Below are 23,013 nucleotides of genomic sequence, written 5' to 3'. Positions count from 1 at the left end.
GCTGGGCCGGCCAACGGATTCGGGAAAAAGGAGCTTTTTTACGGCCGCAACTGTCGCCTGATCCACGAAACTTTGAAGAGGACGTCAACGTGATCGACAAGCAAAACCTTCGTATCAATGCCATCGCCGCCGCCATGCTGATGATGTCGCTGGGGGCGCCGAGCGCATTCGCGGCCGGGGCCGCGTCGCCGCTGCCGGTCAAGCAGCCGGCCAAGGCCGCGCCGGCCGACGCGCAGACTTCCAGCCGCATCGTGGTGCGCTACAACGCCGGCACTGCCGCGGCCAGCGACCGCAGCGCCAAGCTGTCGGCGGTGCAGTCGGCGGTGAGCCGCGCCAGCCTCGGCGGCAGCAACGGCATCTCGCGTGCCGCCGCCGCCAGCGTGCGCGCCGAGTACGTGCGCACCCTGGGCGTGGGCGCCGACCTGATCCGCCTGTCGGGCAAGCTGAGCAAGGCCGACGTGGACAAGGTGGTGGCGGAAATCGCCGCCGACCCGGCGGTCAAGTACGCGCAGGTGGACGTCAAGCTGCAGCGCAGCGACCTGCCCAGGGCCGCGCTGGAGCAGCCGCAGCTGGTGCCCAACGACCCGCTGTACGCGCAGTACCAGTGGCACCTGAGCAGCGCCACCGGCGGCATCAACTCGCCGGCCGCCTGGGACGTGTCCAAGGGCGACGGCGTGGTCGTGGCGGTGCTGGATACCGGCATCCTGCCGAACCATCCGGACGTGGCGGTGAACCTGCTGCAGGGCTACGACTTCATCTCCGATGCGGAGACCTCGCGGCGTCCGACCGACGCGCGCGTGCCCGGCGCGCTGGACTACGGCGACTGGGTCGAGAACGACAACGAGTGCTATGCGGGCTCGCTGGCCGAGGACAGTTCCTGGCACGGCAGCCACGTCGCCGGCACCATCGCCGAGGCCACCAACAACGGCATCGGCATGGCCGGCGTCGCGCCGAACGCCACGGTGTTGCCGGTGCGCGTGCTCGGCAAGTGCGGCGGCTACCTGTCCGACATCGCCGACGCGATTACCTGGGCCTCCGGCGGCACCGTCGCCGGCGTGCCGGCCAACGCCAATCCGGCCGAGGTCATCAACATGAGCCTGGGCGGCAGCGGCACCTGCGATACGCTCTACCAGGACGCGATCAACGGCGCGGTCGCGCGCGGCACCACCGTGGTGGTGGCGGCCGGCAACAGCGCCGGCAACGCCGCCAACTTCCGTCCGGCCAGCTGCGCCAACGTGATCGCGGTCGGCGCCACGCGCATCACCGGCGGCATCGCCTACTACTCCAACTATGGCGCGGCGGTAGACCTGTCCGGTCCGGGCGGCGGCGGCAGCGTCGACGGCAACCCGGGCGGCTTCGTCTGGCAGAACGGCTATACCGGCGCGACCACGCCGACCTCGGGCAGCTACACCTACATGGGCATGGGCGGCACCTCGATGGCCTCGCCGCACGTGGCGGCGGTGGCAGCGCTGGTGCAGAGCGCGGTGATCGCCGCCGGCAACGCGCCGCTGACCCCGGCCGCGCTGGAGACCCTGCTGAAGCAGACCGCGCGTCCGTTCCCGGTGTCGATCCCGACCAGCACCCCGATCGGCACCGGCATCGTCGATGCCAAGGCCGCGCTGGACAAGGCGCTGGAAGTGCCGTGCGATCCGCAGACCGAAGAATGCGCGCCGCCGGCGACCGCGCTGACCAACAAGGTGGCGGTGAGCGGCCTGACCGGCGCGGCCGGCAACGCGGTGCTGTACAGCTTCGAGGCCAAGGCCGGCGCGGTGCTGAGCTTCCTCACCTACGGCGGCAGCGGCGACGTGTCGCTGTACGTGAGCTTCGACAAGGAGCCGAGCACCACCAGCTACGACGCCAAGTCGACCCGTCCTGGCAACAACGAGACGGTGCGCTTCACCGCGCCGCAGGCCGGCACCTACTACATCAAGCTGGTCGGCACCTCGAGCTACAGCGGGGTCAGCCTGGTCGCGCGCCAGTAAGCGTGCGCCAGGCGGCGCCGGAAACGGCGCCGGAGCAACCAGGAAACCCGGCTTCGGCCGGGTTTCCTGCATTCGGGCGGCGGCAAATCGCGACTGTGCCGCGGATGCCGCTGGTGGCGGATCGCCCCGCGCGGCGCCGTGGACGGGCCGCCCATGGCGGTTGTGCGCTGCAGCGCCGGTGTCGCTGCAGCCATGCGCACGGCGCCGCAACGCACGATGCTGCGCGCCGCACATGTCATGCCAATGACGCCCTGCCGCGCCGCCGCGGCCTCGTAGACAGTCGCGGCGGCCGATGTCGCGCGAGCGGGCGGCAGGTCGCGCCGAACTGCTAAAGTCGCCGCACGCTCTGGAGGGATTGTGTGAACGCGCTCGTGAAGGACACTGCTGCCGCTGCCGATACGCCCGAGGCGCGCATCGTCGAGGCCTTGCTGGCCAAGGGCCGGCTCAAGGATGGCGACCTGCTGCGCGCGCGCCAGTTGCAGCGCGAATCCGGCGGCGGCCTGCTGTCGCTGCTGGCGCGGCTGGGGCTGGTCTCCGAGCGCGACCACGCCGAGGTCAGCGCCGAAGTGCTGGGCCTGCCGCTGCTCGATGCCAAGCAACTGCCGGCCACCGCGCCGGAGAACCTGCCCGAGGCGCAGCCGCTGTCGCTGCGCTTCCTCAAGCAATTCCACGTCTGCCCGCTGGGCGAGCGCGACGGCGCGCTGGAACTGTGGATGTCCGATCCGCACGAGGCCTATGCGGCCGATGCGGTGCGCCTGGCCACCGGTTTCCGGGTGCTGCCGCGGGTCGGCCTGCGCTCGGAGATCGACGACCTGATCGAGCGCTGGTTCGGCCAGGGCCGCAGCGCGATGGGCGCGATCGTGGAAACGGCCGACGGCGACAGCACCGCCACCGACGACATCGAGCACCTGCGCGACCTGGCCTCGGAAGCGCCGGTGATCCGGCTGGTGAACCTGGTGATCCAGCGCGCGGTGGAACTGCGCGCCTCGGACATCCACATCGAGCCGTTCGAGAACCGGCTGAAGGTGCGCTACCGCGTCGACGGCGTGCTGATCGACGGCGAGAGCCCGCCGGCCAACCTGACCGCGGCGGTGATCAGCCGGGTCAAGATCATGGCCAAGCTCAACATCGCCGAACGCCGGCTGCCGCAGGACGGGCGCATCATGCTGCGCGTGCAGGGCAAGGAACTGGACCTGCGCGTGAGCACCGTGCCGACCGCGCACGGCGAGAGCGTGGTGATGCGCCTGCTCGACCGCGAGACGGTGGTGTTCGATTTCCACCGGCTCGGCTTCACCGATGCGTTCCTGCCGCAGTTCCGCAAGGTGCTGGAGCAGCCGCACGGCATCCTGCTGGTCACCGGCCCCACCGGCTCGGGCAAGACCACCACGCTGTACACCGCGCTGAGCCAGCTCAACACCGCCGACGTCAAGATCATCACCGTCGAGGATCCGGTCGAATACCAGATCGAGGGCATCAACCAGATCCAGGCCAAGCCGCAGATCGGGCTGGATTTCTCGCATGCGCTGCGCAGCATCGTGCGCCAGGACCCGGACATCATCATGATCGGCGAAATGCGCGACCTGGAAACCGCGCGCATCGCGATCCAGTCGGCGCTGACCGGCCACCTGGTGCTGTCCACGCTGCACACCAACAACGCCGCCGGCGGCATCACCCGCCTGCTCGACATGGGCGTGGAAGACTACCTGCTGACCTCCACCATCAACGGCATCCTGGCGCAGCGCCTGGTGCGGCGGCTGGAGCCCACCCACGCCGAGCGCTATCCGGCCTCGCCGGAGGAGATCGAGAAGTTCGACCTGCGCCGGCTGCAGCCCGAGGGCGAGATCTTCCTGTTCCGCCCGCTGCCCTCGGCGATCGCGCCGACCGGCTACCTCGGCCGCACCACGATCATGGAATTCCTGGTGATGAACGACGCGCTGCGCCGCGCGGTGATGCGCCATGCCGGCATGGGCGAGATCGAACAGCTGGCGCGCGAGGCCGGCATGCGCACGATGTACGAGGACGGCATCGGCAAGGCGCTCAGCGGCCAAACCACGATCGAGGAAGTGCTGCGCGTGACGGAGGAAACCTGATGCGCGCGGCACCCAGCGCGGCAGCGCGCGGCGCCATGGTTCCGCGACGGTCGCGTCAGCACGCGCAGAGCGTGCGTTCCGATTCCCGATTCCCGATTCCCGATTCCCAGCCCTGATGCCCCTTTACCGCTACAAAGCGCTCAACCCGCACGGCGAGATCCTGGAGGGCCAGATGGAGGCCGCCAGCGACGCCGAGGTGGCGCTGCGCCTGCAGGAGCAGGGGCATATGCCGATGGAGGCCAAGCTCGCGGCGCAGGGCGGCGGCACCTCGCTGCGCGGCCTGTTCCGGCCCAAGCCGTTCGACGGCGCGGCGCTGGTGCAGTTCACCCAGCAGCTGGCGACCCTGCTCGGCGCCGGCCAGCCGCTGGACCGCGCGCTGTCGATCCTGCTCGAACTGCCCGAGGACGAGCGTTCCAAGCGCACCGTCGGCGACATCCGCGACGCGGTGCGCGGCGGCGCGCCGCTGTCGGCCGCGCTGGAGCGCCAGCACGGCCTGTTCTCGCGCCTGTACATCAACATGGTCCGCGCCGGCGAGGCCGGCGGCAGCCTGCACGACACGCTGCAGCGCCTGGCCGAGTACCTGGAGCGCAGTCGCGAACTGAAGGGGCGGGTGATCAACGCGCTGATCTATCCGGCGATCCTGGTCAGCGTGGTCGGCTGCGCGCTGCTGTTCCTGCTCGGCTATGTGGTGCCGCAATTCGCGCAGATGTACGAGAGCCTGGACGTGCAGCTGCCGTGGTTCACCCAGGCGGTGCTCAGCGTGGGTCTGTTCGTGCGCGACTGGTGGATCGTGCTGCTGGTGGTGCCGGGGCTGGCGCTGCTGGCGGTGGACCGCAAGCGCCGCGACCCGGCGTTCCGCGCCGCGTTCGACGCCTGGCTGCTCAAGCAGCGCTTCATCGGCGTGCTGATCGCGCGGCTGGAAACCGCGCGCCTGACTCGCACCCTGGGCACCCTGCTGCGCAACGGCGTGCCGCTGCTGGCCGCGCTGGGCATCTCGCGCAACGTGCTGTCGAACCTGGCGCTGACCGCCGACGTCGGCGCCGCGGCCGACGACGTCAAGAACGGCCACGGCCTGTCGGCGTCGCTGTCCAAGGGCAAGCGCTTCCCGCGGCTGGCGCTGCAGATGATCCAGGTCGGCGAGGAATCCGGCGCGCTGGACACGATGCTGCTGAAGACCGCCGACACCTTCGAGCAGGAGACCGCGCAGGCCATCGACCGCCTGCTCGCCGCGCTGGTGCCGTTGATCACCCTGGTCCTGGCCTCGGTGGTCGGCCTGGTGATCATCTCCGTCCTCGTCCCCCTGTACGACCTCACCAATGCGATTGGGTGAGGCCATGCGTTTGCGAACCATTGGTTCGCGCATGGCCGAACGCCCGGCCATGGATGGCCGGGCCGGCGGTTCCGGCGCACGTGGTGTTGCGCCAGGGATGGCAGCGTGGGCCCGCGGCGCAGCGGAGCATCGAATCGAAGGAGGCCATGCGCTTGCGAACCATTGGTTCGCGCATGGCCGAACGCCCGGCCACGGATGGCCGGGCCGGCGGTTCCGGCGCACGTGGTGCTGCGCCAGGGATGGCAGCGTGGGCCCGTGGCGCAGCGGAGCATCGAATCGAAGGAGGCCATGCGCTTGCGAATCACTGGTTCGCGCACGGCCGGTCTCTCAGGGCGCGGCGATATCGCGCCACGGATGGCAACGACCACGCCACCAGCATCCGCGCGCCGCGTCACGCGACAAGTGCGATATGCGTCCATCGCTGCCGCACCGCCGTTCCCGCGCATGAAGCGCAGCTGCACGACCCGCACGCTGCGGCGACCATCGTCACCGCGTTCGGCTACATAAGGTTTTTCACCGCAAGGATCCGATGCAATGCGAAATATCCGCTCCCTGACCCGTTCCCCCTCCGCCGCGCGCCAGTCGGGCATGAGCCTGCTGGAAATCATCATCGTCATCGTGCTGATCGGCGCGGTGCTGACCCTGGTCGGCAGCCGCGTACTCGGCGGCGCCGATCGCGGCAAGGCCAACCTGGCCAAGTCGCAGATCCAGACCATGGCCGGCAAGATCGACAACTACCAGCTCGACACCGGCAAGCTGCCGTCCAAGCTCGACGACCTGGTCACCGCGCCGGGCGGCGTCAGCGGCTGGCTCGGCCCGTATGCCAAGGCCACCGAACTGAACGATCCGTGGGGCCATCCGATCGAGTACAAGGTGCCCGGCGACGGCAAGCCGTTCGACCTGATCAGCCTGGGCAAGGATGGCCAGCCCGGCGGCAGCAGCTACGACGCCGACATCAAGTACGAGTGACCCCGGCGCCGTGATCCAGGCCCCTGCCCGCGGTCCCCGGCGCGGTGCGCACGCGTGCGCACCGCTGGCGCGTGCGCGCATGCGCGGCGTGTCGCTGCTGGAGATGCTGCTGGTGGTGGGCCTGATCGCGATCGCGGCGGTGCTGGCCGCGTCGGTGCTGACCGGCGGCATCGACGGCATGCGCCTGCGTTCGTCGGCCAAGGAGATCGCCGCGCAACTGCGCTACACGCGGGCGCAGGCGATCGCCAGCGGCCAGCCGCAGCGCTTCCTGATCGATCCGCAGGCGCACCGCTGGCAGGCGCCGAACGGCCGCCATGGCGAGATCCCGGCGTCGCTGGCGATCCGCTTCAGCGGCGCGCGCGAGGCGCAGCGGCGCGAAGACGAAGGCGCGATCCAGTTCTTCGAGGACGGCGCCGCCACCGGCGGGCGCATCGAGTTGCTGACCCGCAAGGCCAGCTGGCGCATCGACGTGGCCTGGCTGACCGGCGAGGTCAAGGTCGGGCGGCCGCCGCAGCAGGGCATGCCATGAAGGCGCAGCGCGGCTACACGCTGATCGAGGTGATCGTGGCGTTCGCGCTGCTGGCGCTGGCGCTGACCCTGTTGCTCGGTTCGCTGTCCGGCGCCGCGCGCCAGGTGCAGCGCGCCGACCAGCTCAGCCGCGCCACGCTGTACGCGCAATCGCTGCTGGCCGCGCAGGGCGTGGAACAGCCGCTGCAACCGGGCCGCGAACAGGGCAGTTTCGAGCAGGGCCGCTACCGCTGGACCCTGGACGTGGCGCCGTACGTGGATGCGCGGCGGCCGCCGGACCCGACCATCACCCCTGGCGCGCCGACCCTGCTGCAACTGAACCTGCAGGTGCGCTGGGGCGAGGCGCCGGCGCAGGCGCTGCAGTGGAAGACGCTGCGCCTGGTCAGCGCGCAGAACAACGGGGTGCCGCAGTGAACCGCGCACCGCGCCGCGCCGCCGCGCGAGGCTTCACCCTGATCGAAGTGCTGCTGGCCACGGTGCTGCTGGTCGGCGGCCTGACCCTGGCCTTCGCCACGCTGCGCTCGGCCACCGCGATCAGCGGCCGCGGCGAGAGCATCGCCGGACGCAGCGAACGCATGCGCGCGGTGGAAGGCTTCCTGCGCCGGCGCCTGAGCGGGGCGCAACCGATGGCGCTGGAGATCGACAGCCGCACCCTGCAGCCGGTGCGCTTCGTCGGCGAGCCGCAGCGCATGCAGTTCGTCGCCGATCTTCCCGACTACCTGGGCCGCGGCGGCCCCTACGTGCACGACCTCAGCGTCAGCGGCGACGGCGGCCAGCAGCGCCTGGCGATCGCGCTGGTGCAGGTGCAGGCCGGCAAGCAGATCGCCGACGCCAAGCCGCGCCCGCCCGAGCCGCTGGCCGAGGGCCTGCGCCAGGTGCGCTTCCGCTACCGCGGCATCGATCCGGAGCGCGGCAGCATCGGCCCCTGGCAGGAACGCTGGGAACGCACCGACCAGTTGCCGCTGCTGGTGTCGATCGAACTGAGCAGCGACGACGGCATGGTGTGGCCGCCGCTGGTGGTGGCCTTGCGCCAGGCCGGCGGCGCGGAGGCGCGGCAATGAGCGCGGCGCCGGGGCGCGCGCGCGGCGCGGCGCTGGTGCTGGTGCTGTGGCTGATCGCGCTGCTGACCGCGCTGATCGGCGCGTTCGCGCTGACCGCGCGCACCGAGGGCCTGCAGGGCAAGGTGCTGGGCGACGGCGCGGCGGCACAGGAACGCGCCCGCGCCGGGCTGGAGTACGCGCTGACCCGGCTCGCCGGCACGCCGACGCAGCCGGGCTGGCGCGCCGACGGGCGCCGCTACCGCTGGCAGTACGAGGACGCCACGATCGACCTGCGGGTCACCGACGAGAGCGGCAAGGTCGACCTGAACCTGGCCGACGCGCCGTTGCTGGCGGCGCTGGTGCGCGCGGTCGGCGGCGATCCGCAGCGCGCCGACGCCATCGCCGCGGCGATCGTGGACTGGCGCGACCCGGACAACCTCAGCCAGCCCAATGGCGGCGCCGAGGATCCGGACTACGCCGCCGCCGGGCTGCCGTACGGGGCCAAGGACGCGCCGTTCGAGAGCCTGGCCGAACTGCAGCTGGTGCTGGGCATGGATGCGGACCTGTACGCCAAACTGCTGCCGAACCTGACCCTGTACAGCGGGATCTCGCGCCCGGCGCCGGATTTCGCGCCGGCGCCGGTGCTGACCGCGCTCGGCCTGGATGCGCAGCAGGTGCTGGCGCAGCGCGAGCGCAACGACCCGATGCAGGCCGCGGCGATCGGCGGGGGCGGCGGCACCTACAGCATCGAGAGCCGCGCGCGCCTGGCGGCCGGGCGCGAGGCGGTGCTGCGCGCGGTGGTGCGCCCAGGCTCGTCGGCGCTACCGGGCACCGCCTACACTGTGCTGCGATGGGAAGAAGGATCGACCGTTCGATGACTGCGTGGCGGGACACGATGGAGAAGCTCGGCGTGCGCATGGCGCCCGGTGCCGGCGGCTTGCTGGCCTGGTGGCAGCGTTCGCTGATGGCGTGGCTGCCGCCGCGCTGGCAGCTGCAGCTGGGCTGGTCGCAGGCGCGGCTGCTGCTGTGGCGCGAGGGCGACCAGCTGTTGGTCGCGCGCCAGATCGATGCCGAACTGGGCACGCCGCTGGCCTTGCCGTGGCCGCTGCTGCCGGGCGATCTGGAGGCTGTGCTCGGCCCGCGCCTGGCCGCGTTGCCGCGGGTCTGGCTGCTGCCGGCGCAGGCCGCGCTGCAGCGCACGCTGCGCCTGCCGGCCGCCGCCGCCGAGCACCTGCGCGACGTGGTCAGGTTCGAGATCGACCGGCAGACGCCGTTCCAGGCCGACCAGGTGGTCTACGACGTGCGTCTGGGCGCGCGTCGCGACGATGCGCAACTCGACGCCGAACTGGTGGTGGCGCCGCGCCGGGTGCTGGAGGACCTGCACGCCAGCGCCGGCGCGCTGCGCCCGACCCTGGCCGGGGTCGATGTCGCCGCCGCCGACGGCACGCCGCTGGGCGTGAACCTGCTGCCGCCGGAGCAGCGCCACCGCCGCGCCGATCCGATGCGGCGCTGGAACGCGATCCTCGCCGCGACCGCGCTGCTGGCCTTGTTCGCCGCCGGCTGGCAACTGCTGGACAACCGCCGCGACGCGCTCGAGCAACTGCGCTCGCAGGTGGACAGCGGCGCGCAGCGCGCGCGCGGCGTGGCCGCGCAGCGCCAGCAACTGGTCGACCTGGTCGAGGGCGCGGCGTTCTTCGACCAGCTGCGCGCCGAGCGGCCGACCTCGCTGGAAATCTGGAACGAGCTGAGCAAGCGCCTGCCCGAGGGCACCTACCTGGAAAAATTCTCGGTCGAGGGCGACCAGTTGCAACTGATCGGACTCAGTAGCGAGGCATCCTCCCTGGTCGGGCGGCTGGAGGGCTCGCCGCTGTGGCGCACGCCGTCGCTGACCGGCGTGCTGCAGGCCGATCCGGGCAGCCACCGCGACCGCTTCACCCTGACCGCCGAACTGGCCGGAACCAAACGCAAGGAGGCCGCCAATGCCGGTGCAGGTCGATAAGCGCGACCGCTGGCTGGCGCTGGGCCTGCTGCTGGCGGTGCTGGCGCTGGCCTATCTGCTGCTGGTGCATCCGTGGCTGACGGTGCCGATGCGCGAGGTCGATGCGCAGATCGAGGAGCTGCGCCAGCGCGAACTGCGCGTGCGCATGCAGTTGCAGCAGGCGCCGCAGGTGGCGCAGCGGCTGCAGCAGGCGCAACGCGATCTCGCCACGCGCCCGGGCTTCCTGCGCGAGACCTCGGCCGAGCTGGCCTCGGCCGGGCTGGTGCAGCGCCTGGAAAGCGCGGTGGTCGCCGCCAGCCCCGGCAACCGCAGCTGCGCGATCAGCAACCGTTCGCCGCTGGCCGCCGACAACCGCCGCGACCGCTTCACCCGCGTCGCGGTGCAGGTGCGGCTGCGCTGCGGCACGCCGGAACTGGCAGCGGTGCTGCACGCGCTGGAAAGCGGCAGCCCGGCGCTGTTCGTGGACAACCTCAACGTGATGGCGCAGCGCTACCAGCTGTCGCCGGGCGAGAGCGGCAACGGCCTGGACGTGGCCTTCGAACTGGCCGGCTATCTGCGCCCGAACGCGATGCCGCCGCCGCCGGGCATGCCGCCCCCGCCGCCGCCGGGCGGCGCGGCGCCGCCGTCGGGCGCGCCGGTGATGGATGCCGGCGGCTCCGCCGGCCCCGGGCCGAGCGAGCCACCGCCCGCGCCCGCGCCGCCGCCGGTGCGCGATGCCGCGATGCCGGCGCCGCCGCAGCAAGTGGAGGGCGCGCATGCGAATTGAAGCGATCGGCCTGCGCACCGTGTGGCTGGCGACGCTGGCGCTGTGGGGGCTGCTGATCTGGGCCTTGGGCCTGGCCGGCCTCGGCCAGCGCATCGTGCCGCTGCCCGACGATCCGGCCATGACCCAGCGCCTGCCGAGCCTGCCGGCCGCGTCCGCGCAGCGCCTGGGCGACTATTCGCGCTACGCCGAGATCGCCGCGCGCCCGGTGTTCGCCGAGGACCGCCGGCCGCATCCGTTCTTCCTCAGCGCCGACAACGGTCAGGCCGCCGCGCCGAGCGTGCGCCTGACCGGGGTGCTGCTCACCGACAGCTTCAAGATGGCCACGCTGACCACCGAGCAGGGCGAATCGCTGCGCCTGCAGGAAGGCCGCGATCCGGTGAAGGGCTGGCGGCTGCTGTCCCTGGAGCCGCGCCGCGCCGTGGTCAGCGGCGGCAGCGGCACCCAGACCCTGGAGCTGCAGGTGTTCGACGGCAAGGGCGGGCAACCGCCGACCGCGCTCGGGCAGGGGGCGCGGCCGCCGGGCATGCCGCCGCTGCCGCCGCCGCAGCAGGCGGCGCCCACGCCGGTGGCCAACGCACCGGCCGCGCCTGCCGCCGCCACGCCGCAGGCGGGCGCGAACGGCACGACGGCGAGCCCGGCGCCGAACGCACCGGCGGCCGCGCCGGCGCCGTCGTCGGAACAGTTGCAAGCCATCCGCGAACGTATCGAAGCCCGCCGCCGGCAGTTGCAGCAGCAGCGCCAGAACGGCACCACCCCCGGCCAGAACCCTTGAAGAGTGATCGCATGACGCCGCGCTTGTTTTCCCTGTTCCTCGCGATCGGCCTGGTGGCCGGCTGCGCCACCACGCCCTCGCCGGACGTCCGCCGCGGCGCCGCGATCAATCCCAATGTCGGCGCCGCCGGCAGCACCAGCGCCATCGCCGGCGGGCCGGCCGGCGCGGCCGATCCCAACGACCTGCCGGACCGGGTCGCGCCGGTGATCCGCCGCGGCAGCGGCACCATGATCAATTCCGGCGCCGCGGCCGCGCCGGCGCCCTCGCTGGCCAACGCCAGCAGCGGCAGCGCCACCTTCAATTTCGAGGGCGAGTCGGTGCATGCGGTGGTCAAGGCGATCCTCGGCGACATGCTCGGGCAGAACTACGTGATCGCGCCGGGCGTGCAGGGCACGGTGACCCTGGCCACGCCCAAGCCGGTGTCGCCGGCGCAGGCGCTGAACCTGCTGGAGATGGTGCTGGGCTGGAACAACGCGCGCATGGTCTACAGCGGCGGCCGCTACAACATCGTGCCCGCCGACCAGGCGCTGGCCGGCACGGTGGCGCCGAGCACCGCCTCGCCGGCCAGCGCGCGCGGCTTCGAGGTGCGGGTGGTGCCGCTGAAGTTCATCTCCGCCAGCGAGATGAAGAAGGTGCTGGAACCGTACGCGCGACCCAACGCGATCGTCGGCATCGACGGCTCGCGCAACGTCATCACCCTCGGCGGCACCCGCGCGGAACTGGAGAACTACCTGCGCACCGTGCAGATCTTCGACGTGGACTGGCTGTCGGGCATGTCGGTGGGCGTGTTCCCGATCCAGTCGGGCAAGGCCGAGCAGGTCGCCGCCGACCTGGAGAAGGTGTTCGGCGAGAACAGCAAGACCCCCAGCGCCGGCATGTTCCGCTTCATGCCGCTGGAGAATGCCAACGCGGTGCTGGTGATCACCCCGCAGGCGCGCTATCTGGACCAGATCCAGGAGTGGCTGGACCGCATCGACAGCGCCGGCGGCGGCAGCCGGCTGTTCTCCTACGAACTGAAGTACATCAAGGCCAAGGACCTGGCCGACCGCCTGGCCGAAGTGTTCGGCGCCGGCGGCAGCCGCGGCGATTCCAGCGCCTCGCTGATGCCCGGCACGCAGCTGAGCCAGATGGGCGGCGGCGGCCTCAACGGCAGCAGCGACGGCAGCCTGGGCGGCAGCAGCAGCCTCAACGGCAGCAGCGACAGCCTGTCCTCGAGCAGCGGCAGTTCCTCCTCCGGCAGCAGCGGCGGCCTGGGCAACGGCAGCCTGCAGCTGTCGCCGCGCACCTCCGGCAACGGCAGCGTGACCCTGGAAGTGCAGGGCGACAAGGTCGGCGTGTCGGCGGTGGAGGAGACCAACACCTTGCTGGTGCGCGCCACGCCGCAGTCGTGGCGCTCGATCCGCGACGTGGTCGAGAAGCTCGACGTGATGCCGATGCAGGTGCACATCGAGGCGCAGGTGGCCGAGGTCAGCCTGACCGGCGACCTGCAGTACGGCGTGAACTGGTTCTTCGAGAATTCGGTCAACGCCTCCGCCGACAGCACGGTGAGCAACAGCACCGGGCTGGGCGTCGGCGCCGGCCTGCCCAGCGCCGCCGGGCGCAACATCTGGGGCGACATCGCCGGCAAGGTCGGCAGCAGCGGCCTGGGCTGGACCTTCCTCGGCAAGAACGCCGCGGCGGTGATCAGCGCGCTGGACAAGGTCACCAACCTCAAGCTGCTGCAGACCCCGTCGGTGTTCGTGCGCAACAACGCCGAGGCCACGCTCAACGTCGGCACGCGCATCCCGATCAACTCGACCTCGATCAACACCGGCCTGGGCACCGACACCAGCTATTCGTCGGTGCAGTACATCGACACCGGCGTGATCCTGAAGGTGCGGCCGCGGGTGACCAAGGACGGCATGGTGTTCCTGGACATCGTGCAGGAAGTCAGCACGCCCGGCTCGCGGCCGGCGGCGTGCACCTCGGGCACCTCCACCGTGACCAACAGCTCGGCCTGCAACGTGGACATCAACACGCGCCGGGTCAAGACCGAGGCGGCGGTGCAGAGCGGCGACACCATCATGCTCGCCGGCCTGATCAACGACAGCACCAGCGACGGCAGCGCCGGCGTGCCGCTGCTGAGCAAGCTGCCGGTGGTCGGCGCGCTGTTCGGGCAGAAGACGCAGCAGAAGAACCGCAACGAAGTGATCGTGCTGCTGACTCCGACCATCGTGCGCAACCCGCAGGAAGCGCGCGATCTCACCGACGAGTACGGGCAGAAGTTCAAGGCGATGCAGCCGCTGCCGGCATCGGGCAAGAAGTAGGCGCAGGTGACCCTGCCCATCGTGCTGCTGCCGGTCGGCGTCGACGACGCGGCGCTGGACGCATGCCTGGGCGCGCTGGAAGCGCATACCCCGGCCGGCACCCGGGTGTGGCTGGCCGACGACGCGCAGGCCGGCCCGCGCGGGCAGCGCGTGGTCGAGGCCTGGCTGGCGCGGACCCGCCTGCAGGCCGACTACACCCGGCGCCCGCGCATGCTCGGCGAGGTCGCGCACCTGGACGAAATGCTGCGCGCCTGCGCCGCCGCCGACGTGGTGGTGCTGGCCGCCGATGCGCAGCCGTTGCCCGGCTGGCTGCAGCAACTGGGCGCGTGCCTGGCGCGCGATGCGGCCATCGCCAGCGCCACGCCGTGGAGCAACGCCGGCGAAGCCTGCGCCTGGCCGCGGCTGGGCGAGATCAATCCGCTGCCCGAGGACGGCGAACGCCTTGCGCGCGCCTGCGTGGCGCTGCCGCCGGAGCATCCGGAACTGCCGTCGGCGGTGTGCCACGCGGTGGCCCTGCGCGGCGCCGCGCGGCAGCGCGCCGGCGGCCTGGACGCGAGCAGCTACGGCTCCTGGTACGCGGCGCTGATCGACCTGTCGCTGCGCATGGCCGGGCTCGGCTGGCGCAACGTGCTGTGCGAGACCGCCTACGTCGCGCGCAGCGGCGAGGGCCGCGCCGCCGACGGCGACATGGACGCGCTGGCCACGCGCTGGCCGGCCTGGCATGCGCGCCTGGCCGGCTTCCTGATGCACGACCCGCTGCGCGCGCGCCGCGAGGAACTGCAACGCCTGTACGCCGAACTGCCGCCGCCGGACCCGCAGCGCGCGCTGTTCGAGGCCTAGCGCGCGTCGGCGCGGACATTGCAATCGGCCAATTGGCGGAATGTTGTCAGTCGGCGGAGTGTTGTGGTTGCAGGTGGGTCGAGGCCGTAGACCGCATCCGCACCGCCTCGCCCTTCCGCGTTGGCGCATTGCGCTGCCAATGTTGCACGGGCCAGCCTCACGCCGGCGGCGCCTGCACCTCCACCGTCACTTCCAGCACGTCGTGGCGCCAGGACTCGATGTCGAATTCCACCGCGCGGCCATCGGCGGCGTAGCTGACCCGCTGCAGCAGAAAGCACGGCGTGCCGGCGGTGGACTGCAGCAGCGCGGCCTGCTCGGCGTCCAGCGTGGCCGGATACATCGACAGCCGGCTGCGCGCCTGGCGCAGCCCGAGCCGTTGCCCGAGCACGGCGCTGAGCGAGCCGGCCAGGTCGTGCTCGAGCAGGCTCGGCGCCCACGCGGCCAGGATCGCATTGGTCTCCAGCAGCACCGCGCGGCGGCCGATCCAGCGCCGCCGCTGCAGCACGAACACCTCAGCTTCGGCGTCGTCCAGTTCCAGCTGCCGCGCCAGCGTGGCGCCGGCCGCCTGGCGCCGCGCGCCGAGCAGTTCGGTGCGCGGCGTGCCGCCCTGCGCGGCCACGTACTGCATGAAGCCGGCGATGCTGGTGGGGTCGTGGCGCACGCGCGGCGCGCTGACGAACCAGCCGCGCCGGTTCTCGCGGTAGATGTGGCCCTCCGATTCCAGCTGCTGCAGCGCTTCGCGCAAGGTGATGCGGGTGCAGCCGAACAGCGCGGCCAGCTCGCGTTCCACCGGCAGGCGCTGGTCCGCGGCCCATTCGCCGCCGGCGATGCGCGCCAGCAGCGCATCGACGATGCGCTGGCCGAAGCCGGCGGCCGGGTTCAATGGCGTGGGCATGCGTTCTCCGTCGCGCGATGGCGCTGTCCTTGCGCATGGTCGCAGACAACGCCGGGTGCGCGGCACATGCCCATGCCGATCATGCGCCCGCTCATGGCGACGACGGCGCGGCGCCGGCGCGGCGCAGGTCGGCCTGCCACAGGCGCAGGCCGTAGATCGCCAGCACCACGAAGCCGGCGTACAGCGCCGCGGTCGGATACAGCCCCTTGTAGACGAAGACGCCGACGTAGAGGCAGTCGAGCACGATCCACAAGCCCCAGTTGGCGATGCGCTTGCGCGCCGCCCAGAAGCTGGCGACCAGGCTGAAGGCAGACAGCGTCGCGTCCAGCCACGGCAGCGCGGCATCGGTGTGGCGATGCATCAGCCAGCCCAGCAGCGCCGCGCCGGCGGCGCCGGCCAGCAGCGACAGCGCGCCTTCGCGCAACGGCAGCGGCCCGACCCGGACCTTGCCGTGGTCCAGCCGGCCCTGGCTCCAGCGCCACCAGCCGTAGCCCTGCAGGAATACGTAGACGCCTTGCAGCAACATGTCCGAGTACAGCTTCCACTGGTAGAACAGCCACGCGTAGAGCAGTACCGCGACGACGTTGACCGGCCAGCACCAGCGCACCCGGCGCGCGGTCAGCCACACGCCGAGCACATTAACCAGCACGGCGAGGAGTTCGAGTGGGGACATGGGTGGAAGGCCGGGATTGGGGATTGGGGATTGGGGATTGGGGATTGGAGATTTTCCGCGAGCGCGAAGCAATGCGCTCGTTTGTGGGAGCAGCTTCAGCCGCGACAGGCTTTCCAGGGACGTCCCGTCGCGGCTAAAGCCGCTCCTGCGACAGTGACGCTCCGTGTCCATCCCGCTCTTGGCCTTTACGAATCCCCAATCCCGAATCCCCAATCCCGGCCCTCAGAAATCGAACTGCAGCGCCAGCCGCGCAGTGCGCGGCGCGCCCAGGAACAGGTAGTCGTCGCCGAGGTATTCGCCGACGTCGCGCCAGTAGCGCTTGTCAGCCAGGTTGTCCACGCTCAGCCGCAGCGTGGTCGGCACCGTGCCCAGCCGCGTCGCGTAGCGCGCGCCCAGGTTGTAGACGGTGTAGCCGCCGACGGCGACGCGGCCGCTGCGGTCGGCGTACTTGGCGCCGCTGTACTGCGCGCCGCCGAGCAGCGCCAGGCCGGTCGCGCCGGGCACGTCCCAGCTAGCCTGGGCGCTGGCGCGCAGCCTGGGCACGTTCAAGGCCTGGTGGCCTTCGTAGGCCGGCGTGCCGGTGTCCTCGGCGCGCGCGCGGATGCCGGCGACGCTGGCCTGCAGGTGCAGGCGTTCGCCGATCGCGCCGTCGGCCGACAGCTCGATGCCGCGGTTGTGCAGGCGGCCCTGCTGCAGGTACAGGAAGCTGCCGTCGGCCTGCGGCTGCGCGTACTGGTAGGCCTGGCGGATGTCGAACAGCGCCGCGCCCAGCGCCAGCCCGGCGCGTTCGTACTTGATGCCGGCCTCGCTCTGGTAGGCGCTGGTCGGGGCGAGGATCGCATCGGCATTGCTGGCGAACCACGAGGCAGTGCCGCCCGGCGCCAGGCCCTTGGCGAAGCTGGCGTACAGCGACAGCGCCTGCTGCGGCTTGAACAGCAGCGCCGCCTGCGGCAGCAGTTCCGAGCGGCGGGTGCGCCGGGTCAGCACGCCGTCGCGGTCCCAGGCGCGTTCGTCGTAGCGCACCTGGCGCGCGCCCAGCAGCAGTTGCCAGGCCGCGCCGATGCCGATCCGGTCGCTGGCCTGCAGCGCGGTCTGCGTGCTGTCCAGGCGCCGCCGCTTGGGATCGAGCTCGGCATCGGCCTGGGTCAGCAACGGCGGATCGGCGTCGATGTTGCCGCTGCCGATCCATTCGTTGATCGAGCCGTGCTGGTCGATGGTGCGGTGCAGGTAGTCCACGCCGGCATTGAGCTGGTGCTGCAGCGGGCCGGTGGCGAAGCTGCCGGACACGGTCGCCTGCAACTGGTCGTTGCGGCGCGTGTCGTCGGGGTTGCGGTAGTCGTAGATGTCGTAGTCGCCTTCGCGGCTGAAATAGTTGGGGACCGCGTCGCTGGCGCAGCTGGCCGCGCCGTAGCAGCCCCAGGCGAAGCTGGAATAGTCGTCGATCACCGCGCGGCTGTGCGCTGCCGCCAGTTGCGCCTGCCAGGCGTCGTTGAAGCGGTATTGATAACGCAGCTGTGCATTGAGCGCGTCGATGCCGACCGGCTTGGACCAGGGTTGGTAGGCCAGCAGCCGGTGCACCGACACGTCGCCGGGCACGCGCTCGCCGCCGAGCAACTGGTAGCCGGGCACCGAGCGCTGCTGGCGGTCCTGGTATTCCACGTCCAGCTGCAGCGTCGATTGCGCATCGATCTTCCAGTCCGCGGCCAGCGACAGGAAATTGCGGTGGCCGTCGGCATGCTCGACGTAGCTGCGGATGTCCTCGTGCGCGGCGTTGACCCGCAGCCCGAACTGGCGGTCGCGGCCGAACCAGTCGCCCAGGTCCACGGCGGCGTAGCGGCCGCCGTCGTCGTCCGTGCCCAGCACCAGCGAGCGCACCTGCTGCGGGCGCTTGGTCGTGTAGTCGATCACGCCGGCCGGCTCGGTGAGGCCGGACTGTAGGCCGGACAGGCCCTTGAGCACCTGCACCTGTTCCTTGTTCTCCAGCGCCACGTTCTGCTCGCCGGTGACGGTCAGGCCGTTGATCCGGTAGCTGTTGGCGGCGTTGAGCGAATAGCCGCGCACCACGAAGTTCTCGTAGTAACCGATCGGCGCGTAGCTGTCGCCGACCGAGGCGTCGGCGCGCAGCACTTCGCTGAGCACGCGCACCTGGCGGTCGTCCAGCTGCGCACGGTCGATCACCGCGATCGATGCCGGCGTGTCCAGCAGCGCGGCATCGCCGTAGCCGGCCAGTTCGGAGCGGTGCCGCGGCTGCTCGCCTTGCACGTTGACCGCGTCCAGTTCGACCGGCGTCTGCGTGGCGCTGGCGGTGTCGACGCGGTCCGCGGCCAGCGCCTGCGCCGGCGCGGCGATGGCCAGTGCGAGCGCCAGTGCGAGCGGCGCGTGGGGGGAAGAACGGTGTGCCATGCGGAACCTCAAACGGATGAAAGGGGGGAAGGGCGGCGGCGCAGGGGGCGGCCGCGACATCGGATGCGAAGCGCGAAAGGTTGCAAGCAAGCCGTCATTGCGGCGGCTCCGTCGCGTGCGTGGGCGCGCCGCCCGTCGCGCGCGGCCGCGCCGCATCGGCATCCGCGTCGGCAGCGCGTTCGCTCGCGCTGGAGGCATCTGCCAGCGTCGCCAGCGGCAGCGCCGGATCGGCCGCCCATTCCTGCAGCGAGCCGTCGTAGACCGCCACCGCGGTCTCGCCGAGCAGGCTCAGCGCCAACGCCACGGCGGCGGCGCTGATGCCGCCGCCGCAATACAGCAGCAGCGGCCGTGCTGCGGCCTGCAGCGGCGCCAGGATCCCCGCCAGCTGCGCCGGCGGCAGGTAGTGGCCACCGGCGTCGAACAGCGCGCGTGCCGGCAGGTTGCGGCTGCCGGGGATATGCCCGCGGCGCGCGTAGCGGCTCGGCGCGTGGCCTGCGAACAGCGGCGCCGACAGCGCGCAGACCAGGGTTCCCGCTGCGTCCCCGGCCAGCACCGCCTCGATGTAGCGCCGATCCACCCACGATTCCGGCCGCGGCGTGGCCGTGAGCATCGCCCATGCGGTTACCGGCATTGCGGGCTCGCCGCTGGCGACCGGCAAGCCGGCGGCGTGCCAGGCGCGCCAGCCGCCGTCCAGCACCTGCGCGTCGATGCCGACGCTGCGCAACATCCACCACAGCCGCGCCGCCCAGAAGCCGTCGCTGCGATCGTAGAGCACCGGCATGCAGCCGTCGCCGATGCCCAGCCGCTGCAGTGCCGCGAGCAGCGCCTGACGCTGCGGCAGCGCGAAGCCGAAGCCGGCCTGCGGATCGCTCAGCGCATGCAGCAGATCGGCATGCCGCGCGCCGGGAATGTGCGCCTGGCGCCAGCCGTCGGCGCCGCTGGCCGGGCGGTAGTCGCCGTCGAAGCGCGGTGCCGGCAGTTCGACGCTGGCGTCGAACAGCCGCAGCCGCGGATCCTGCAGCCGTGCGGCCAAGCTGGCGACGTCGACCAGCGGCGTGGCGGGCGCGCTCATCGCCACGCCGCCGCGCGCCGCTGCAGGTGCTGCAGCAGGCGCTGGCCGTCGTCGCCGCCGAACCAGTCGGCGTGGCCGAGCAGGTAGCGCCGGTAGGCGATGTCCGCATTCGCGTCCGAGCCGGTGATGCCGGCGAAGTACTCGATCTCGCTGAGCGCGAAATCGGCATGCACCAGCGGCAGCAGCGCCGCCAGCAGGCGCAGCTGCGCAGGGTCCAGCGGCAGCACCGCGGCGTAGCCGTGCAGCAGCGCGTCCAGCTGGTCGAGTTCGGCGACGGCGCGGCGGCCTTCGTCCAGGTGCAGCCATGGCACCAGGTTGCGTTCGATCGCGGTGGCCAGGTCGTACAGCGCGAAGTTGCGGTCGGCCAGGCCGAAGTCGAACACCGCGCTGACCTCGCTGGCATCGCCGTGGCCGCGCCACAGCAGATTGGAGGCGTGCCAGTCGCCGTGCGTCCACAGCGCCGGCGGCGGCGAGCGCAGCAGCGGCCAGGCCTGCGCGTGCCAGGGCAGCAGATGCGTGCGCAGGTCGGCATGCCAGTCGCGGCGCTGCAGCCAGGCGGCCAGCGCCGGCCGCCGCGCCAGGTCCTGCTGCAGCGCCGGCAACGGCTGCGGCTGGCCGAACAGGCGCAGGTTGGCGACCAGCAGCGTGGTGCTGCGCGGTGCGGCGGCATAGCCGCTGGCGGCGCGGTGCAGGCCGGCCAGCGCGCGCCCGGCGGCATGGGCGTGGGCCGTGCTGGCGAACGCGGTCCACGACGCGGCCTCGCGGTAGACGTCCTCGCCCTGTGCGGCGCGCTGCACTTCGTAGGTCCAGTCGCCCAATTGCACCGCAGTGGCGCCCTCGGCGCTATGCAGCAGCAGCGGCACCGGCGCGCCGCGTGCGCGCAGGTGGGCGATGAAGCGGTGCTCCTCGCCCAGCGTGCGCACGTCGCGCAGGCTGCGGTGATGGCGCTTGACGAACAGCGTGCCGACCCCGGTCTCGACCTCGGCCGCCGCGGAGAACGGGCGCGGGCTGTGCCAGCGCAACGCGCGCACCGCGTCGTGCAGCGCGAAGCGCCGCAGCAGCGTGTCCACCTCGTCGGCGCGCAGCGGCGGCCAGTCGGCGGCCGCGGTGGCCGCGCTCATGCTGTGCATCTGGTGCTGCGCGCTCATGCCGGTGTCTCGGCCAGGAAGCGCGGATCGGCGGCATCGCGCCAGGCCTCGGCGTCGGCAAGCACGCCATGCTGCGCCAGCCAGTGCGCATAGCCCTGCAGCAGCGGCTGGCGCATCCGTCCCCAGCGCCCGCCATGCAGCCAGGTCGGCGCGATCGCGTGCAACGAGGCCGACAGCAAGGTGCGCGGGAAATACGGGGTGGCGCGCTCGTAGGCGTCGAGCGCGTCCAGCGGCGCGGCCGCCGCGGCCAGGAACCCGCGCGCGGTGGCGGCGAGGAACGCGCGCACCTGTTGCGGTTGCGCGGCCAGCGTGCGCTCGTGCGCGCCGAGCAGGTAGCTGTGGTAGGCGGGCGCGCCGAGCGCGGCGACCGGCCAGGTCACCCGCCGCGCGGCCTCGATGCGGCTGTCCATCAGCGCCTCCCAGGCCCAGTAGCCGCCGAAGCTGGCATCGGCGACGCCGGCGGCCAGGTCTTCCGGCCGCAGTTCGCGGCTGCCGGCATCCACGATCGTCACGGCGTCCGGATCGCCTCCGTCGTGCGCGACCAGGTGCCGCACCATCGCCAGCCCGCGCGGCGTCGGGTTCATCGCCAGCCGGCGCCCACCCAGGTCGCGCGGGCGGGCGATGCCCAGGCCGGTCAGGGTCTGGATCGCCTCGAGCCCGCACTGGTTGATCGCCGCGATCGCGCGCAGCGGCTCGCCGCCGGCGCGGCGCACCAGCAGGCGGTTGCTGGGGAACACCGCGAAGTCGCAGTCGCCGCGCAGCAGGTGCGCCAGGCCGTCGCCATGCCAGGGGTCGGGCAATTGCAGCACCAGCTCCAGGCCGCAATCGCGGTACCAGCCGCGCTCGCGCGCCAGGTAGAAGCCGGCCGAGTTCGGCCACGGATGGAAGTATTCGAGCATGACGCGCAGCGGGCGCATGGCGGGGACGGCCGGCGGGGACGGGAAGCGCATGCTTGCCCCGGCATCTGGTCTAGACCAATGATCTGCGGTGCTATTGATACGTCCGATGGATATATCGGCTGAATGGACGACGGCGCCGCCGGGCCGTCGGCACGCGCGCAGGCCGGAGCGGCGTACGCGGTTTCTGGGTCGTGGCGGCAGCCTTGGACAGGAACGAGCGCTGGCCGGCATCTGCACTGTGCGAGGGAAAGGGCGCGGACAGTTCCGCGTCCCCGTGGATGGCGGCCTGCTGCAAGGCGGGCCGCGCGTCCACGGTCGCAGAGTATGCGCGGCAACGGGGGCTCCGTGCCACGCCCGCGGCGCGCTGGCCGTGCCGGGTTGCGGGATAATCGGTGGATGAGCGAACAGCAGATGGCCGTGGTGGTGGTGACCTACGAGAGCGGCAGCACCATCGACGCCTGTCTGCAGCGGCTGCGCGCGGCCGCCGAGGTGGCGCAGATCCGCGTGGTCGACAACGCCTCGCGCGACGACACCCTGGCGATCGTGCAGCGCCACGCGCTGGAGGACCGGCGCGTGCGCTTCATCGCCAATCCCGACAATCCCGGCTTCGCCACCGCCTGCAACCAGGGCGCGGCGGCCAGCGACGCGGCGTGGCTGGCGTTCGTCAATCCGGATCTGCTGGTGGAGGCCGACACGCTGGCGCTGCTGCGCGCGCAGGTCGCCGCGCTCGGCGACGCGCTGCTCGGGGTGGAGCAGGTCGACGAGCACGGCCGCGCCGACGCCGCGGTGCGCCGCCGCGATCCGGACTTCGCGGCGATGCTGCGGCACCCGCTGGCCGGTTCGCGGCTGGCGGTCGCGGCCGATCCGGCGCAGCCGCTGCAGCGCGTGCAGGCGATCTCCGGTGCGCTGATGCTGCTGCCGCGCGCGCTGTTCGAGCGGATCGGCGGCTGGGACGCCGGCTACCGCCTGCATGCCGAGGACCTGGACCTGTGCCGCCGCGCGCGCCAGGCCGGGGCCACGGTCGCGGTGCGCAACGACATGCGCGTGCTGCACGTGCGCGGCGTCTCCAGCCGCAAGCGGCCCTGGTTCGTGGAATGGCACAAGCATCGCGGCCTGTGGCGCTACTTCCGCAAGTTCGAGGCGCCGACGCGCCCGGCGCCGGTGCGCGCGGCGGTGTGGGCGGTGATCTGGCTGCATGCCTGGGTGACCTTCGCCAGGCTGTGCTGGCGGCGTCCCGGCTGAACGCAGCACCAGGCTGGTGCATGCGCTGCGTCAGGCTGTATGCGTGATGAGCAGTTCAT

Annotated in this window: 20 protein-coding genes; 14 read left to right on the top strand and 6 right to left on the bottom strand. The window is 72.1% G+C overall.

Going from position 1 to position 23,013, the window contains the following annotated elements; genetic code table 11:
- Window positions 1-89 precede the first annotated feature (89 nt).
- From AB3X10_RS18915 to AB3X10_RS18855, 13 genes are all read left to right on the top strand, one after another.
- Window positions 90-1,982 (top strand): S8 family peptidase, encoded by a 1,893-nt coding sequence (locus tag AB3X10_RS18915; protein WP_369976958.1) that lies wholly within the window; start codon window positions 90-92, stop codon window positions 1,980-1,982.
- A gap of 359 nt (window positions 1,983-2,341) precedes the next feature.
- Window positions 2,342-4,072, top strand: coding sequence for a type II secretion system ATPase GspE (gene gspE / locus AB3X10_RS18910; protein WP_369976957.1), 1,731 nt, complete (start codon window positions 2,342-2,344; stop codon window positions 4,070-4,072).
- A 115-nt stretch (window positions 4,073-4,187) separates the two neighbouring features.
- Window positions 4,188-5,402: a type II secretion system protein XpsF gene (gene xpsF, locus AB3X10_RS18905; protein WP_369976956.1), complete on the top strand. Its 1,215-nt coding sequence runs from the start codon at window positions 4,188-4,190 to the stop codon at window positions 5,400-5,402.
- Window positions 5,403-5,936: 534 nt separating this feature from the next.
- Complete coding sequence (gspG, locus tag AB3X10_RS18900) at window positions 5,937-6,371, top strand: type II secretion system major pseudopilin GspG (protein WP_145705350.1); 435 nt, start codon at window positions 5,937-5,939, stop codon at window positions 6,369-6,371.
- Window positions 6,372-6,450: 79 nt separating this feature from the next.
- Window positions 6,451-6,900 (top strand): type II secretion system protein XpsH, encoded by a 450-nt coding sequence (gene xpsH / locus AB3X10_RS18895; RefSeq protein WP_369976955.1) that lies wholly within the window; start codon window positions 6,451-6,453, stop codon window positions 6,898-6,900.
- Window positions 6,897-7,313, top strand: a complete 417-nt coding sequence (xpsI, locus tag AB3X10_RS18890; RefSeq protein WP_369976954.1) for a type II secretion system protein XpsI — start codon at window positions 6,897-6,899, stop codon at window positions 7,311-7,313. Before xpsH ends, xpsI begins: the two co-directional genes overlap by 4 nt.
- Window positions 7,310-7,960: a type II secretion system protein J gene (locus AB3X10_RS18885; RefSeq protein ID WP_369976953.1), complete on the top strand. Its 651-nt coding sequence runs from the start codon at window positions 7,310-7,312 to the stop codon at window positions 7,958-7,960. The genes xpsI and AB3X10_RS18885 overlap by 4 nt, the downstream gene beginning before the upstream one ends.
- Window positions 7,957-8,817, top strand: coding sequence for a general secretion pathway protein GspK (locus tag AB3X10_RS18880; RefSeq protein ID WP_369976952.1), 861 nt, complete (start codon window positions 7,957-7,959; stop codon window positions 8,815-8,817). The genes AB3X10_RS18885 and AB3X10_RS18880 overlap by 4 nt, the downstream gene beginning before the upstream one ends.
- On the top strand, window positions 8,814-9,938 hold the full coding sequence (locus tag AB3X10_RS18875; protein WP_369976951.1) for a PilN domain-containing protein: 1,125 nt from the start codon (window positions 8,814-8,816) through the stop codon (window positions 9,936-9,938). The genes AB3X10_RS18880 and AB3X10_RS18875 overlap by 4 nt, the downstream gene beginning before the upstream one ends.
- Complete coding sequence (gene gspM, locus AB3X10_RS18870; protein WP_369976950.1) at window positions 9,919-10,704, top strand: type II secretion system protein GspM; 786 nt, start codon at window positions 9,919-9,921, stop codon at window positions 10,702-10,704. The genes AB3X10_RS18875 and gspM overlap by 20 nt, the downstream gene beginning before the upstream one ends.
- Complete coding sequence (xpsN, locus tag AB3X10_RS18865; RefSeq protein ID WP_369976949.1) at window positions 10,694-11,476, top strand: type II secretion system protein XpsN; 783 nt, start codon at window positions 10,694-10,696, stop codon at window positions 11,474-11,476. Before gspM ends, xpsN begins: the two co-directional genes overlap by 11 nt.
- A gap of 11 nt (window positions 11,477-11,487) precedes the next feature.
- The gene (gene gspD, locus AB3X10_RS18860) at window positions 11,488-13,782 is read left to right on the top strand and encodes a type II secretion system secretin GspD (RefSeq protein WP_369976948.1); all 2,295 of its coding nucleotides are present in this window, start codon (window positions 11,488-11,490) and stop codon (window positions 13,780-13,782) included.
- Between the two features lie 6 nt (window positions 13,783-13,788).
- Window positions 13,789-14,622 carry a glycosyltransferase gene (locus tag AB3X10_RS18855; protein ID WP_369976947.1) on the top strand — a complete coding sequence of 278 codons (834 nt, stop codon included), beginning with the start codon at window positions 13,789-13,791 and terminating at the stop codon, window positions 14,620-14,622.
- 157 nt (window positions 14,623-14,779) lie between these two features.
- On the opposite strand, the gene AB3X10_RS18850 is transcribed toward AB3X10_RS18855, so the two are convergent.
- The 6 genes from AB3X10_RS18850 to AB3X10_RS18825 all read right to left on the bottom strand — a co-directional run bounded on the left by AB3X10_RS18850 (window position 14,780) and on the right by AB3X10_RS18825 (window position 21,730).
- Window positions 14,780-15,517 (bottom strand): UTRA domain-containing protein, encoded by a 738-nt coding sequence (locus AB3X10_RS18850; protein ID WP_369976946.1) that lies wholly within the window; start codon window positions 15,515-15,517, stop codon window positions 14,780-14,782.
- A 91-nt stretch (window positions 15,518-15,608) separates the two neighbouring features.
- Window positions 15,609-16,190: a nicotinamide riboside transporter PnuC gene (gene pnuC, locus AB3X10_RS18845; protein ID WP_369976945.1), complete on the bottom strand. Its 582-nt coding sequence runs from the start codon at window positions 16,188-16,190 to the stop codon at window positions 15,609-15,611.
- 222 nt (window positions 16,191-16,412) lie between these two features.
- On the bottom strand, window positions 16,413-18,593 hold the full coding sequence (locus AB3X10_RS18840; protein ID WP_369976944.1) for a TonB-dependent siderophore receptor: 2,181 nt from the start codon (window positions 18,591-18,593) through the stop codon (window positions 16,413-16,415).
- A gap of 94 nt (window positions 18,594-18,687) precedes the next feature.
- Window positions 18,688-19,665: a sulfurtransferase gene (locus AB3X10_RS18835; protein ID WP_369976943.1), complete on the bottom strand. Its 978-nt coding sequence runs from the start codon at window positions 19,663-19,665 to the stop codon at window positions 18,688-18,690.
- Complete coding sequence (locus AB3X10_RS18830; protein WP_369976942.1) at window positions 19,662-20,813, bottom strand: phosphotransferase enzyme family protein; 1,152 nt, start codon at window positions 20,811-20,813, stop codon at window positions 19,662-19,664. Before AB3X10_RS18830 ends, AB3X10_RS18835 begins: the two co-directional genes overlap by 4 nt.
- On the bottom strand, window positions 20,810-21,730 hold the full coding sequence (locus AB3X10_RS18825; RefSeq protein ID WP_369976941.1) for an ABC transporter substrate-binding protein: 921 nt from the start codon (window positions 21,728-21,730) through the stop codon (window positions 20,810-20,812). The genes AB3X10_RS18830 and AB3X10_RS18825 overlap by 4 nt, the downstream gene beginning before the upstream one ends.
- A gap of 378 nt (window positions 21,731-22,108) precedes the next feature.
- On the opposite strand from AB3X10_RS18825, the gene AB3X10_RS18820 reads away from it, so the two are divergent.
- Window positions 22,109-22,954, top strand: a complete 846-nt coding sequence (locus AB3X10_RS18820) for a glycosyltransferase (RefSeq protein WP_369976940.1) — start codon at window positions 22,109-22,111, stop codon at window positions 22,952-22,954.
- The last annotated feature ends 59 nt before the right edge of the window (window positions 22,955-23,013 follow it).

The sequence above is a fragment of the Xanthomonas sp. DAR 80977 genome (genome assembly GCF_041240605.1).
GTDB classification, from domain to species: Bacteria; Pseudomonadota; Gammaproteobacteria; order Xanthomonadales; family Xanthomonadaceae; genus Xanthomonas_A; species Xanthomonas_A bundabergensis.
Note: the sequence above shows the minus strand (reverse complement) of the source record. Positions and strands in the feature narration are given on the sequence as shown.

What these genes read in the sequence shown, in the direction of transcription:
- AB3X10_RS18830 (WP_369976942.1), bottom strand. Translation starts at nt 20,813, where the DNA reads ATGAGCGCGCAGCACCAGATGCACAGCATGAGCGCGGCCACCGCGGCC.
- AB3X10_RS18875 (WP_369976951.1), top strand. Translation starts at nt 8,814, where the DNA reads ATGACTGCGTGGCGGGACACGATGGAGAAGCTCGGCGTGCGCATGGCG.
- AB3X10_RS18840 (WP_369976944.1), bottom strand. Translation starts at nt 18,593, where the DNA reads ATGGCACACCGTTCTTCCCCCCACGCGCCGCTCGCACTGGCGCTCGCA.
- xpsI (WP_369976954.1), top strand. Translation starts at nt 6,897, where the DNA reads ATGAAGGCGCAGCGCGGCTACACGCTGATCGAGGTGATCGTGGCGTTC.
- gspM (WP_369976950.1), top strand. Translation starts at nt 9,919, where the DNA reads ATGCCGGTGCAGGTCGATAAGCGCGACCGCTGGCTGGCGCTGGGCCTG.
- AB3X10_RS18835 (WP_369976943.1), bottom strand. Translation starts at nt 19,665, where the DNA reads ATGAGCGCGCCCGCCACGCCGCTGGTCGACGTCGCCAGCTTGGCCGCA.
- xpsN (WP_369976949.1), top strand. Translation starts at nt 10,694, where the DNA reads ATGCGAATTGAAGCGATCGGCCTGCGCACCGTGTGGCTGGCGACGCTG.
- gspG (WP_145705350.1), top strand. Translation starts at nt 5,937, where the DNA reads ATGCGAAATATCCGCTCCCTGACCCGTTCCCCCTCCGCCGCGCGCCAG.
- AB3X10_RS18880 (WP_369976952.1), top strand. Translation starts at nt 7,957, where the DNA reads ATGAGCGCGGCGCCGGGGCGCGCGCGCGGCGCGGCGCTGGTGCTGGTG.
- gspD (WP_369976948.1), top strand. Translation starts at nt 11,488, where the DNA reads ATGACGCCGCGCTTGTTTTCCCTGTTCCTCGCGATCGGCCTGGTGGCC.
- AB3X10_RS18820 (WP_369976940.1), top strand. Translation starts at nt 22,109, where the DNA reads ATGAGCGAACAGCAGATGGCCGTGGTGGTGGTGACCTACGAGAGCGGC.
- xpsH (WP_369976955.1), top strand. Translation starts at nt 6,451, where the DNA reads ATGCGCGGCGTGTCGCTGCTGGAGATGCTGCTGGTGGTGGGCCTGATC.
- AB3X10_RS18850 (WP_369976946.1), bottom strand. Translation starts at nt 15,517, where the DNA reads ATGCCCACGCCATTGAACCCGGCCGCCGGCTTCGGCCAGCGCATCGTC.
- AB3X10_RS18825 (WP_369976941.1), bottom strand. Translation starts at nt 21,730, where the DNA reads ATGCGCCCGCTGCGCGTCATGCTCGAATACTTCCATCCGTGGCCGAAC.
- xpsF (WP_369976956.1), top strand. Translation starts at nt 4,188, where the DNA reads ATGCCCCTTTACCGCTACAAAGCGCTCAACCCGCACGGCGAGATCCTG.
- pnuC (WP_369976945.1), bottom strand. Translation starts at nt 16,190, where the DNA reads ATGTCCCCACTCGAACTCCTCGCCGTGCTGGTTAATGTGCTCGGCGTG.